General features: G+C 52.5%; 9 protein-coding genes. 6 read left to right on the top strand and 3 right to left on the bottom strand.

Annotated elements, in window-relative coordinates; all coding sequences use genetic code 11:
- Nucleotides 1-261: 261 nt before the first annotated feature.
- On the top strand, nucleotides 262-1,332 hold the full coding sequence (locus DUT67_RS09365; protein ID WP_113627882.1) for a LacI family DNA-binding transcriptional regulator: 1,071 nt from the start codon (nucleotides 262-264) through the stop codon (nucleotides 1,330-1,332).
- Here DUT67_RS09365 and DUT67_RS09360 read toward each other — a convergent pair.
- On the bottom strand, nucleotides 1,323-2,225 hold the full coding sequence (locus tag DUT67_RS09360) for a LysR family transcriptional regulator (protein WP_113627881.1): 903 nt from the start codon (nucleotides 2,223-2,225) through the stop codon (nucleotides 1,323-1,325). The two genes, DUT67_RS09365 and DUT67_RS09360, sit on opposite strands and share 10 nt — an antisense overlap.
- 371 nt (nucleotides 2,226-2,596) lie before the next feature.
- On the opposite strand from DUT67_RS09360, the gene DUT67_RS09355 reads away from it, so the two are divergent.
- The 3 genes from DUT67_RS09355 (at nucleotide 2,597) to DUT67_RS09345 (ending at nucleotide 8,174) form a co-directional block, all read left to right on the top strand.
- Nucleotides 2,597-4,909 (top strand): FdhF/YdeP family oxidoreductase, encoded by a 2,313-nt coding sequence (locus tag DUT67_RS09355; protein ID WP_113627879.1) that lies wholly within the window; start codon nucleotides 2,597-2,599, stop codon nucleotides 4,907-4,909.
- 239 nt (nucleotides 4,910-5,148) lie between these two features.
- Nucleotides 5,149-7,083 carry an exoribonuclease II gene (locus DUT67_RS09350; RefSeq protein WP_113631623.1) on the top strand — a complete coding sequence of 645 codons (1,935 nt, stop codon included), beginning with the start codon at nucleotides 5,149-5,151 and terminating at the stop codon, nucleotides 7,081-7,083.
- Between the two features lie 173 nt (nucleotides 7,084-7,256).
- Nucleotides 7,257-8,174 carry an aldo/keto reductase family oxidoreductase gene (locus DUT67_RS09345; protein ID WP_113631622.1) on the top strand — a complete coding sequence of 306 codons (918 nt, stop codon included), beginning with the start codon at nucleotides 7,257-7,259 and terminating at the stop codon, nucleotides 8,172-8,174.
- Nucleotides 8,175-8,227: 53 nt separating this feature from the next.
- Here DUT67_RS09345 and DUT67_RS09340 read toward each other — a convergent pair whose 3' ends face one another.
- Nucleotides 8,228-8,731, bottom strand: a complete 504-nt coding sequence (locus DUT67_RS09340; protein ID WP_113631621.1) for an Lrp/AsnC family transcriptional regulator — start codon at nucleotides 8,729-8,731, stop codon at nucleotides 8,228-8,230.
- A 71-nt stretch (nucleotides 8,732-8,802) separates the two neighbouring features.
- Between DUT67_RS09340 and DUT67_RS09335 the strand changes: the two genes are divergently transcribed.
- Both DUT67_RS09335 and DUT67_RS09330 read left to right on the top strand, forming a co-directional pair.
- Nucleotides 8,803-9,984 (top strand): MFS transporter, encoded by a 1,182-nt coding sequence (locus DUT67_RS09335; RefSeq protein WP_113631620.1) that lies wholly within the window; start codon nucleotides 8,803-8,805, stop codon nucleotides 9,982-9,984.
- Nucleotides 9,985-10,477: 493 nt separating this feature from the next.
- Nucleotides 10,478-12,541, top strand: a complete 2,064-nt coding sequence (locus DUT67_RS09330) for a carbon starvation CstA family protein (RefSeq protein ID WP_113631619.1) — start codon at nucleotides 10,478-10,480, stop codon at nucleotides 12,539-12,541.
- A 174-nt stretch (nucleotides 12,542-12,715) separates the two neighbouring features.
- Here DUT67_RS09330 and araD read toward each other — a convergent pair whose 3' ends face one another.
- Nucleotides 12,716-13,411: an L-ribulose-5-phosphate 4-epimerase gene (gene araD / locus DUT67_RS09325; RefSeq protein WP_113631618.1), complete on the bottom strand. Its 696-nt coding sequence runs from the start codon at nucleotides 13,409-13,411 to the stop codon at nucleotides 12,716-12,718.
- Nucleotides 13,412-13,523: the final 112 nt, after the last annotated feature.

Below are 13,523 nucleotides of genomic sequence, written 5' to 3'. Positions count from 1 at the left end.
ATTTATAGCCTATCGAACTACCAAATCATTTTCATATCATTGTATTTATTGACTTAAATCCTATATCTGCCGTATCTAATCACTGAAATTGGTTTACCAAATCGAGAGTAGAACAATTGAAAATCGCGAAACACTCACTTTTTTGAAAACATTTTCATGCTATGGTCAAAATGCAGGCAAAAAAACGGCTATAGCCGCTGATAACAGGCGATAAGTAGTAATGAAAACTTTGTCATTTTCGAAGGTGAACGGGATCACAAAATGAAAGGAAACCTGAAAATACGTGAAATTGCGCAGCGGACAGGCTACTCGATCAGTACGGTTTCACGCGTGCTATCTGGTCAGTCCAATACCAGCGAGCGTGCTAAAGAGGACATTCTCAACTGCGCCCGCCAGTGCGGGGTACTGACCGATCTCGCCAACGGCCGCCTGCTGTTGAACGGGCTGACTATCTTTGCCCCGCCGCGTGCTTTTGATATTCGGTCAGACATTTTCTATCACAAGGTCGTACAAAGCATTATTGACGCCTTGAAACCCCATGATGTGCGAGTGCGATACTGCGGGCTGGAGGAAAATGACAGCGATGTGGCGCTATTTTTAGACAAAATGCGCGATCCGGCCACGGAGGCCGCGCTGCTGATCGGCATCGACGATCCGTATATTCACGCACTGGCGGCGGACAGCGGTAAACCCTGCATATTGATTAACTGCATCGACCGCAAGATGAGGTTACCGGGTGTAGCACCCGCGCATCGGCTAATCGGCGAGTTCTCCGCACACTATCTCTTTGAACAGGGCCACCATACCGTGTTGACGCTGTTATGCCTGCGTCGTTATACGATGGAACTGCGTCTGGACGGTATCCAGGATGCCTATCAATACCACAACCTCCCTTTCACCACCGAAGAGCATTTGCTGGCGTTGAATAATTTCAGCACGGCGGATGCAGAACAGGCGATGACCGATTTTTTAGCCCGCTGTCCGCAGGATAAATGGCCCACGGCTATTCTGGCAGGCGGTGATTTCATCGCGGTTGGGGCGGTGAATGCACTGAACAAGGCGGGATTGCGCGTACCGCAGGATGTCTCGGTGATGAGCATGGATGGCTTCAATCTCTCGGCTATTCACGACGTGCCGCTCACATCGGTACATGTGCCGCGTGAGGCGTTGGGCGAAGAGGCCGTCAGGCTGCTGCAATATCGTCTGATTCGCCCCGACGCCCCCGTGGGCAACCTGCTGCTAAACGGTACGCTGGTGATTCGTCAGTCCGTCAGACGGCTTCGCGCCAGTAAATCGGTTGCCCCAGTGCAGGACAAGAGCCTCTATGACTGAGCCAGCAACCACTGCTGTGCGACGTCAAAGAAATTCTGTGCCAGCGGCGTCGCTCTGCCAGCCTGCGCGATGACGACAGCAGGTTGGCGACGCATCGGGGGAAATTGCAACGGACGCAGCGTTAACGCGGGCGTCATCTCTGGGATCAGGCTACCGTGGGGCACAATCCCACACCCAAGTCCAACATAGACGCTTTGGATTAATTGCAGAACGGAAGCGCTTTCCACCTTTACCCACGGCAAGACGCCCATTTCACGAAAATGGCTATCCAGATAGCGACGAAAATAGCGGCTGGCCTCCGCCAAACAGAGCGGTACGTCGGAAAGCGCATCGAGCGCCAGCGGCGCATCCCCCACCAACTGCGGGAAATGGTGCGGATGGAACAACAGATCAACGCCCTGCTCCGTCAGCGGCGACGCCTGAAAGTGCAGTTCCTCTAGCGTTGAAAACTCAAAAAAGCCGATGCCAACATCCACCGAATGCGCATTCAGCGCTTCCAGCAGTTGATCCGCACTGAACAGCGAGATCTGGAAATCCAACTGTGGATATTCCTCATTCACCGCCGCCAGCAGACTCGACAATGCAATACTGCTTTGCGGCACCGCACCGATGCGCAATACCCCGCTTACGCCACGTTTCAGCGAGGCGACTTCCAGCTTCAATCCCTGATAAACCGAGACGATCTCCCGTGCCCAAGCCAGTACGCGCTCACCTTCAGCCGTAAAACCTTCAAAATTATTACCCCGGTTGATTAACGCCAGATCCAGCTCCCGCTCCAGATTTTTCAACCGCATGGAGAGCGTTGGTTGACTGACAAAACTGGCTTCCGCTGCCCGACCAAAATGGCGCTCTTTTTCCAAATTGCACAAGTATTGCAGCTGTTTAATATCCATCGCCAGACTCTGTAGTGGGTAAGCGACAAGTATACCGATAAACCGCCTCTATCCCACCATAGCCGCATTTGATTAGACGCGATCGCCGACGGCACCTAAACTTCAAAACAAGAGCAAACATTTAAAGTTTTGTTCACATAAAAAAAACAAAACCCTAAATAATTCGAGTTTCAGGCCGGCGGCAACGCAGCGAGTCCCCAAGAGCTTACATAAGTAAGTGACTGTGGTGAGCGACAAATCTGCCAGAGGCGGATTTGAACGCTGCTTGCAGCGGCCCCAACGGGGTGAGGCACACGTAAGTGTGCCGAGTATCGCAGCCAACACACCTGCAACTTGAAGTATGACGGGTTTATTCACCTGCGGAATACGTCATGAAATTCAAACCATCTATCAAGCCATACCGCAGCGCGGCTGGCGGCTGGGGCTCGTTGGAAGCCACCACGCGTTTTGTCCTCGACAGCAAGCAAGCGCTGAAAAATATCCGAAACTTGTTGCGGGTCAATAAATCGAAAGGATTTGACTGCCCAGGCTGTGCCTGGGGTGATGACAACAGCAGCACGTTCAGTTTCTGTGAAAACGGCGCAAAAGCGGTGAGTTGGGAAGCGACGCGCAAAGCGGTCGATCTGGATTTTTTCGCCGCCCACAGCGTTACAACGCTACGCCAGCAAAGTGACTATTTCCTCGAATATCAGGGCCGCTTGACCCACCCGATGCGCTACGACCGCGCCAGCGACCGCTATGTTCCTATCGACTGGGATGCGGCTTTTGCGCTGATCGCTCACCACATCGGTAACATGGCACATACTAATCAGGTGGAGCTTTATACGTCTGGCCGAGCCAGCAATGAAGCGTCTTATCTGTATCAACTTTTTGGCCGAATGCTGGGCACTAACAATTTTCCTGACTGCTCGAATATGTGCCATGAAGCCAGCGGCATCGGCCTGAAACAGAGCATCGGCGTCGGCAAAGGGACTATCCGATTGGATGATTTCGAACACGCTGACGCGATTTTCGTCTTCGGTCAGAACCCCGGCACCAATCATCCGCGTATGCTGCACAGCCTGCGCCACGCTGCCGATCGCGGTGCGCACATCGTTTCCTTCAATACGCTGCGCGAGCGCGGTCTGGAACGGTTTGCCAATCCGCAGAATCCGCTGGAACTGCTCACGCCGCTGTCCGGCACCATTAGCGAAACCTATCTGCAACCCAATCTGGGCGGTGATATGGCTGCCGTGCGCGGCATGGTAAAAGCGCTGCTGGAAACGCATCGTCAGCGTCTGTCTGACGGAGAGTCGGGGTTATTCGATCAGGATTTCCTGTCCACGCATACCCAACAGGTAAACGACTATCTGGCAGTTGTCGATGCGACAAGCTGGCAGAAGATCGAACAGCAGTCCGGCCTGAGCGAAGCACAGTTACGCTATGTGGCGGCAATTTATCAGCAGTCACCGCGCGTGATCTGCACCTGGGCGATGGGCATTACCCAGCACAAGCATTCCGTCGCTACCGTGCGGGAAATCGTCAATCTGCAACTGCTGTTTGGGCAGTTGGGTAAACCGGGTGCGGGACTGTGTCCGGTACGCGGTCATAGTAATGTACAGGGTAACCGCACAATGGGGATCGATGAGAAACCGACTGCCGCGTTTCTCGATCGTCTGGCAGCACATTATGACTTCACGCCACTTTACGCCGCAGGCCACAACACGGTAGAGGCGCTGGAAGCCATGCTGCGCGATGAGATTAAGGTGTTAATCGCACTGGGTGGTAATCTCGCTGCCGCCGCACCGGATTCGGCACGCACCGAAGACGCACTCAGCCGTTGCGATCTGACCGTACACATCAGCACCAAGCTCAACCGCAGTCATCTGGTTACTGGTAAGGTCGATGCGTTGATTCTGCCGACCCTCGGCCGAACCGATCTCGATATGCAGGCCAGCGGTGCACAGTTTATTACCGTCGAGGACTCCTTCAGCATGGTGCACGCCTCACAGGGTGTCGGGCAGCCGCTTTCACCGTTGCAGCGTTCGGAGACGGCCATTGTTTGCGGTATTGCTAACGCGGTTCTCGGCAATGAAAAACTCGACTGGCTGGCGCTAGCAGACGATTATTCACGCATCCGCGATCATATTGCCGCCACCATTCCTGGCTTTACCGATTTCAACGCCAACTGTGACCTGCCGGGCGGTTTTTATCTCGGCAATGCGGCCGCCGAGCTCCGCTTTAATACCCTCAACGAAAAAGCTCAATTCAGCCATGCCACGCTGCCCGATACGCTGTTCCCGCAGCTACAAGGCTACGACGTGCCCTTTACGCTGCAAACCCTGCGTTCGCACGATCAGTACAACACCACGATTTATGGTCTGGATGACCGCTATCGCGGCGTTTATGGTCAGCGGGAAGTGTTATTCATGCACCCCGATGACATTGCTGCACTAGGGCTGGAAGATGGCGACCTGGTCGATATTGAGACGCTGTGGAACGATGGCATTACCCGCATCGTCAACGGTTTCAAATTGGTGAGCTACAATATTCCGCGCGGTAATCTGGCGGCCTATTATCCGGAAACCAACCCGCTGGTGCCGCTGTCCAGCTATGGGGATGAAACGCACACGCCGACCTCTAAGTCGGTGCCCGTTAGCGTTCGTCGCAGTACGCAAGCGGAGTCTCTGCTGCGTATCGCTTAAGGATCTATTCATTAGGGTCTACGTTATAGCGTAAACGCCCCCCCCTGTTGTGTCGCGAAACTAATGGCGCACATGACAGGGGCCTCACGCCAATCAGCATTGACTTTGTTCGAGTTTATTCGCCCTTCTGCTACCGTTATCCGGCCGCGCTATCCCCGATTATTCTTGCCGCCAGCACCTGATTCGAGTAAAACTGTGAACTGCTAATTAAGCCACTCACAATCGTATTTCTGGACGCTATGTTTCAAGATAATCCGCTGCTTGCACAGCTAAAACAGCAACTTCACTCTAAGACACCGCGTGTTGAAGGTGTCGTCAAAGGTACCGATAAGGGATTTGGCTTTCTTGAAGCTGACGGACAAAAAAGCTATTTCATTCCCCCTCCACACATGAAAAAAGTGATGCACGGCGACCGCATTACCGCCACCCTGCATACGGAAAAAGATCGGGAAATTGTCGAGCCAGAAACGCTGATCGAACCTTTCCTTACCCGGTTTGTTGGACGCATTCATAAAAAAGACGATCGCTTATCAATCACGCCTGACCATCCGCTGCTGAAAGAGGCGATTCCCTGCCGCGCCGCGCGTGATGTCACCGACAATTTTCAGGAAGGCGATTGGGCTGTCGCAGAAATGCGTCGTCACCCGCTGAAGGGCGATCGTGGATTTCATGCCGAACTGACGCAATACATCACCACGGGCGATGACCCGCTGGTGCCGTGGTGGGTGACATTGTCACGCCACAATCTGGAGCGCTCTGCCCCAGACGTTGAAACCACTGAACGTCATGATAGCGAGCTCGTCCGTGAGGATTTGACGGCACTGAACTTTGTCACCATCGACAGCGCCAGCACCGAAGATATGGACGATGCGCTGTACGTGCAGGACAACGGTGACGGTTCACTGCAATTAACGATCGCCATTGCCGATCCAACCGCGTATGTAGAGGCAGGTAGCGAGCTGGACAACATTGCCCGCCAGCGCGCTTTCACCAACTATTTGCCTGGTTTCAACATCCCGATGCTGCCACGCGCACTATCGGACGATATCTGTTCCCTACACCCGAACGAGCGTCGCCCTGTCCTCGCCTGCCGCGTGACCATTGCCGCCGACGGCGCGCTGGGTGACGAGATCAACTTCTTTGCCGCCTCGATCGAATCCAAAGCCAAATTAGCGTATGACAACGTCTCTGACTGGTTGGAAAATCAAGGCGAATGGCAGCCGCAGAACGAAGCGATTGCCGAACAAATCCGTTTGCTCCACCGCCTCTGTCTGGCACGCAGCGAATGGCGCACCACACACGCACTGGTGTTTAAAGATCGTCCAGATTACCGCTTCTTGCTGGGTGAAAAAGGCGACGTGTTAGAGATCGTGGTTGAGCACCGCCGCATCGCCAACCGTATCGTTGAAGAATCCATGATTGCAGCCAACGTCTGTGCGGCCATTGTGCTGCGCGATAAGCTGGGCTTCGGTATCTATAACGTGCACAACGGCTTCGATCCTGCCTCGATTGAGCAAGCCGTCGCCGTACTGGACACACATGGTGTTAAGGCCGACGCACAAACGCTGTTGACACTCGATGGCTTCTGTACGCTGCGCCGCGAACTGGATGCCCAGCCGACGCAGTTCCTGGATAGCCGTATTCGTCGCTTCCAGTCTTTTGCAGAAGTCAGCACCACTCCGGGGCCACACTTTGGTCTGGGGCTGGAAGCCTATGCCACCTGGACATCCCCGATCCGTAAATACGGCGATATGGTGAACCACCGTTTGCTGAAAGCGGTTATCACCGGACAGGCTGCGGAAAAACCGCAGGATGACGTTACGGTACAACTGGCCGAACGCCGTCGCCTGAACCGTATGGCTGAACGTGATGTCGGCGACTGGCTGTATGCTCGCTACCTCAAAGACAAAGCTGGCACGGATATTCGCTTCAACGCGGAAATCATTGATGTCACACGCGGTGGCCTGCGTGTTCGCCTGCTGGATAACGGTGCGGTAGCGTTTATTCCGTCCTCCTTTATCCACGCCGTGCGCGATGAACTGGTGTGCAGCCAGGAAATGGGTACCCTCACGGTGAAAGGTGAAGTGCTTTATCGTCAGGGGGATACGCTGGACGTCATCATCGCTGAAGTTCGTTTGGAAAACCGCAGCATCGTGGCAAAGCCTGCAGCATAGTAGTCATACCGCTGCAATACAGCATCTCCGCGCGGGCGTTCATCGTGAACTGACCCGCGCGTCATCATCTTTTATTCCGCTACATGATTTACCAACGATATAGCCGCGTCTGATCCGTTTTAAAAACAAGCAACGACAGGCGGTATCCAACCCTACTAACAGGAGTGTTCCCGATGAAGAAAATAACAATCGGCACATCCGCGATACAGGCTTCCAACATTGCGTTGGGCTGTATGCGAATGGCGAAGAAAAGCACGAATGAAGCTGCTGACATCCTCAATGCTTCCGTTGAGGCTGGCATCGATTTCTTCGATCACGCCGATATCTATGGCTCAGGTTTGTCGGAAGAGGTTTTCGCCGCAGGTTTACAGAAGACGTCCATCAGCCGGGAATCAGTTTTTCTGCAATCCAAATGCGGTATTCGTAAGGGCTTTTTTGATTTTTCCAAAGCGCACATCATCGCGTCCGTTGAAGGCAGCCTGCAACGTTTAAAAACAGACTATCTTGATACACTCCTGCTGCATCGCCCGGATACCTTGTTTGAACCTGACGAAGTGGCTGCTGCATTCGATGAGTTGGAAAATAGCGGGAAAGTTCGCCATTTCGGCGTCAGCAATCAGAACCCGTTGCAGATTGAGTTGCTGAAGAAATCCGTACGCCAGCCGCTGATCGCCAACCAGTTGCAATTCAGCATTATGCACACGGGTATGATTGATGCGGGTTTTAACGTGAATATGACAAACCCAGCATCGGTGAACCACGATGGCGCAATTTTGGAATACAGCCGTCTGAATACGATGACCATTCAGGCCTGGTCGCCTTTCCAATACGGCTTCTTTGAAGGCGTTTTTCTCGATAATGAGAAATTCCCCAAGCTAAACGCGACGATTGATCACATCGCCGAGCACCATAACGTCACCAATACGGCGATCGCCACCGCGTGGATCCTGCGTCACCCTGCCGCCATGCAGGTGGTTATCGGCACCATGAGTCCGGAACGTATTCGTGACATCGCTGCGGCGTCTACGCTGACGCTCAGCCGCGAAGAATGGTACGAGATTTACCGCGCTGCCGGAAACGTCCTGCCTTAATAAACGTTTTTTCTCAAGTGCATTGGCTCTGCGTCTCTGGCAACGGAGACGATCTATAAACTGGGAACAGGGCCGCGTTCAACAAAGGTCGACAGGACAATATAGCTACGTGTACTGTCGACACCTTCAACTTCCTGTAGCTTACCTAACAGTTCTTCTAATCCTTCCGTATCCCGTGCACGAACCTTCAGCATGACGCCACAATCTCCGGCAACGGTATGAAACTCCTCAATTTCCGGTAAATTACTCAATGCAAGTAACCGTTTGGTGCTCACAACATTCTTCGTGTTTACCAGTACAAAGGTTAATAAAGTCCGACCGACCTTACACCCATCAATCTTTGCAATAGTGCCTTTGATGACTCCGTCTTTTTTTAGCCGCTTCACTCGCTCATGCACAGATGGCGCTGAAAGATGTAACGCCTCTCCTAAATCTGCATAGCTCCGACTGCTGTCGGTTGAAAGAAGGGCTAATATTTTTCGGTCTACCTCATCCAGTTTTGCGGGAATATGCTTTTCTTGCCTAAGCACATTCGTTTTTCCTATTTCATTAGTCATTTTATTTCCTTGCCCTAATACCATTAGGCATAATTTATCACATTCAAAAATTGTCAAACATAGGGGATATCATGCCTATTGCTTTATGGGCCTTGGTTATTGGTGCTTTTGGTATTGGAACAACAGAATTCATCATTGCAGGTTTGCTACCTGCAATAGCGACTGATTACGGCGTGACGATTCCTGTGGCGGCATATATGGCCACCAGTTACGCGCTTGGGTTTTTTGTGGGAGCACCGGTGCTTATTATTCTGGGTTCTCGGTTACCCAAAAAAACTATGTTGGTTTTTTTGGCCGGGCTGTTTGTGCTGGGTAATCTGGTCACAGCCCTCGCGCCGTCCATCGGTATTGCTATCGTCGGGAGAGTGATCACTTCTCTGACACACGGTGCATTCTTCGGGATTGGCTCTGTGCTAGCCGCTGAGATGGTGCCCAAAGAGAAGCGCGTCAGTGCCATCGCATTCATGTTCTCCGGTCTTACGGTTGCTAATCTTATTGGGGTTCCAGTGGGGACTTGGATTAGCCATCAGTTTTCCTGGCAAGCAACGTTCTACGCTATTACGGTTATTGGTGTAGCCACTGCGGTAGGTGTACTGATGCTTATCCCTTCAACCCCTAAACCCAAAGCACAACATATTGGACATGAGTTTGCCGCATTCAGAAACTCAAAAGTATTGCTATCAATGGGCATAACTATTCTTGGGCCCGCCGCCTTCTTCACCTCAATTACTTATATCGCGCCCATGATGACGGAAGTCGCTCACTTCTCAGAAGGATCAATTACCTGGCTTTTGATGGTATTTGGTTTGGGTCTATTCGTTGGAAACTGGTTAGGTGGCCGTTTTGCTGACAGAGCATTAATGCCTATGTTGTATATCACGCTGTTTGGACAGGCTGCCATTTTGTTTATCTTCCACTTAACTGCCAGCAGCCAGATTGCCTCGGTATTGTGCATATTTCTTATGGCCGCTTTTGGATTTGCGACCGTCTCTCCCATTCAGAAATTGGTAATGGACAAAGCAAGGGCAGCAGGCGCACCAACACTTGCCTCAGCGGTCAATATTGGTCTCTTTAATCTTGGCAACGCCCTCGGTGCATGGGTTGGAGGTAGCGTTATCGCCAGCGGCTTTGGTTTCACTGCGCCAAACTGGGCTGGTAGCGCTCTGTCACTGAGTGCGCTGCTTCTTGCCATCGTGGTCGGAGCGGTCGATAAGCGAAGCAGCCATTTGACAGAATCTCTAGAATGCAATTGATCGCATGCAGAAATGCACGGTGTTATGTAGCCGCGCCTCTAAGCAATATTGCCATTGCCTGTTTAATCAGATGACTCATCAGGTTGCTCAGCCATAACACCGACAAGTTTTACCATCGGGAGCGTAACCTCTCAAGCGCACAGGCTCTGCCATCCTCTGAATTTCCCTCGGCAGAGCCTGTTATTTTTTCGCGCTAATTTTACTGCACCAACACGTTAGCCATTGTTTAGCCTTTAAGTTTCTTTACAGAAATTCACGTTCGCTCACATTTTCTCATCCATCCGCTTCTCTTCGCCAACAAACCCACTATTGTTAAATTGCATTAACACTCGCGCCATATACCCCAAATAATTCAAGTTGCAGGAAGGCGGCAAACGCATGAATCCTCAGGAGCTTACACAAGTAAGTGACTGGGGTGAGTAAGAGAAGCCAACGCACATGCAGCTTGAAGTATTACGGTATACCCTTTCTGAATAACGAAGGAGCCGTTGTTATGAGTAACGTAAAGAGCATTGTGATCTGGCTGTTAGTCGGTCTGGCGGGCGCCTTTTCGTTCGCCACGCTGGCACTAAGCCGCGGTGAACACGTGAATGCCGTGTGGCTGGTTATCGCCGCGGTATCGTGTTACAGCATCGCCTATCGGTTTTACAGCTTGTTTATCGCCAAAAAAGTGTTTGAGCTCGACGATCGCCGACTGACACCGGCTGAACGTCATAACGACGGTCTGGATTACGTTCCCACCAATAAATGGGTACTGTTCGGCCACCACTTCGCCGCCATCGCTGGGGCGGGTCCGCTGGTTGGGCCAATCCTTGCCGCACAGATGGGATTCCTCCCCGGTACGATCTGGATTTTGGTCGGCGTGATGCTGGCGGGTGCCGTGCAGGATTTCCTGGTACTGTTTATCTCCACGCGTCGAGACGGTCGTTCGCTGGGAGAAATGGCAAAACAGGAGTTGGGTACGTTCGCGGGTATTATCACCATGCTCGGCGCGCTGGGCGTCATGATCATCATTCTTTCGGCGCTGGCACTGGTGGTTGTTAAAGCGCTGGCAGAAAGTCCGTGGGGATTGTTTACCATTGCCGCCACTATCCCTATTGCGCTCTTCATGGGCGTTTACATGCGCTTTTTACGCCCGGGTAAAATCGCTGAAGTGTCCATCATTGGCTTTGTGCTGATGATGTTGGCAATTGTCTACGGCGGCAACATCGCTGCACATCCGTACTGGGGGCCGTTCTTCACACTGAAGGGCACATCACTCACTTGGGTACTGGTCATCTACGGCTTCGTGGCGTCCGTCCTGCCCGTCTGGCTGCTGCTGGCACCGCGAGACTATCTCTCTACGTTCTTAAAAATTGGGGTTATTATCGGGCTGGCCTTCGGTATCGTGTTCGCCATGCCGGAAATGAAAATGCCCGCAGTATCTCGTTTTATTGACGGCAGCGGCCCCGTATTCTCAGGTTCGCTGTTCCCCTTCCTGTTTATTACCATCGCCTGCGGCGCGATTTCCGGCTTCCACGCCCTCGTTTCCAGCGGTACCACACCGAAGCTGGTTGAACGCGAGAGCCATATCCGCTTCATCGGCTATGGTGCGATGCTGATGGAATCCTTCGTGGCTATCATGGCGCTGATTTGCGCCTCGGTTATCGAACCGGGCATCTACTTCGCCATGAACTCACCCGCCGCCTTGATCGGTACCACAGTTGAGAGCGCCTCGTTGGCCATTAACAGCTGGGGGTTTGTGATTACCCCGCAGGAATTGAGCGCCATTGCCAATGACGTCGGCGAAGCCTCTATTCTTTCCCGCGCCGGTGGTGCGCCAACCTTCGCAGTGGGCATGGCCTATATCATCACGGAAATCTTTAACAGCCGGGCGATGATGGCATTCTGGTATCACTTCGCGATTCTGTTTGAAGCGCTGTTCATTCTGACCGCCGTTGACGCCGGGACGCGCGCCTGTCGCTTCATGGTGCAGGATCTGGTCGGTATTGCGATTCCGAGATTAGCTAACAGCCATTCCTGGATGGGGAATTTGGCCGGTACGACCGTTGCTGTAGCCGGTTGGGGATTCTTCGTGTATCAAGGCGTGATCGACCCGTTGGGTGGTATCAACACGCTATGGCCGCTGTTCGGTATCGGTAACCAGATGCTGGCATCGATGGCGCTGATTCTGGGCACCGTCGTGTTGTTTAAGATGAAGAAACAGCGCTATGCATGGGTAACTATCGTCCCTACCGTCTGGCTGTTTATTACGTCGATGACGGCGGGCTGGCAAAAAATCTTCCATGAAAAACCGAGTATCGGTTTTCTGGCTCAGGCGAAACGCTTCGCGGCGGGTATTGAACAAAACACGCTGATCGCGCCAGCCAAATCGATTAAAGACATGGAAACTATCGTCTTCAGCAACCAGATCAACGCCGCACTGTGCGGGTTCTTCATGCTGGTGGCGGTGACAATGCTGGTTTCCGCGTTCTTCGTCATTCGTCGCGCACTAAATAGTAATGTCCCAACGGCAAGGGAGACTCCGATTGTCTTACGGGACGGCGTTCAACCTTAAACGCCGTCGATGTATATTCTTCAATCCCTCCCGCGTGGAGGGATTTTTTTAATCAAAGATAACGTTTTTAGGGAATTAGCGTTGAATTCGTGCAGGTTAGGAGCCGCGACATTTGACTCAAACGACGCAACGGGGTTACGTCGTTAAGGTAAACTGAAGAGGAACTGCTGTGGTTTACTGCCCGTAATATGCGTTCTTGCCGTGTTTACGCAAATAGTGTTTATCCAACAGCGTTTGCTGCATCTCACCCAACTGAGGCGTTAATTGGCGCGAGAAAATCCCCATGTAGGCAAGCTCTTCCAGAACCACAGCATTGTGCACCGCGTTATTGGCATCTTTCCCCCACGCAAAGGGACCGTGAGAATTAACCAATACGGCGGGGACATCTACCGGAGAAATGCCGCGCTGGCGGAAAGTTTCGACGATCACCGTTCCGGTATCCCACTCATAACGGCCGTTGATTTCCTCGTCCGTCATCAAACGAGTACAGGGAATGGGGCCATAAAAATAGTCCGCGTGTGTCGTTCCCCAGGCGGGGATGTCTTTACCGGCCTGCGCCCATATCGTGGCATGGCGGGAGTGGGTATGCACAATACCGCCGATATCAGCAAACTCCAGATACAGCACACGGTGAGTATCGGTATCTGACGACGGCTTCTTCGTCCCCTCGATTACTTTTCCACTTTCCAGCTCAACGACAACCATATCCTCCAGCGTCATGGCCGAATACTCCACGCCGGAAGGTTTGATCACCATCAGGCCGCGCTGCCGATCTACCGCACTGACATTTCCCCAGGTAAACGTCACCAGATGGTGCTGCGGCAAAGCCAGATTGGCTTCCAACACCTGTTTTTTTAGCGTTTCTAACATAATCAGCCTCCCATCGGCGCGATGACACCATTCTCGCGGCCTGAGGAGTTCGTCGCCATGGGCTAAATCGCTAAAGACCTAGCGGTGTTCTGCTATGGGAAAAAGAAAGAGA

It is taken from the genome of Pectobacterium peruviense (genome assembly GCF_003312355.2).
Taxonomy (GTDB): Bacteria; Pseudomonadota; Gammaproteobacteria; order Enterobacterales; family Enterobacteriaceae; genus Pectobacterium; species Pectobacterium peruviense.
Note: the sequence above shows the minus strand (reverse complement) of the source record. Positions and strands in the feature narration are given on the sequence as shown.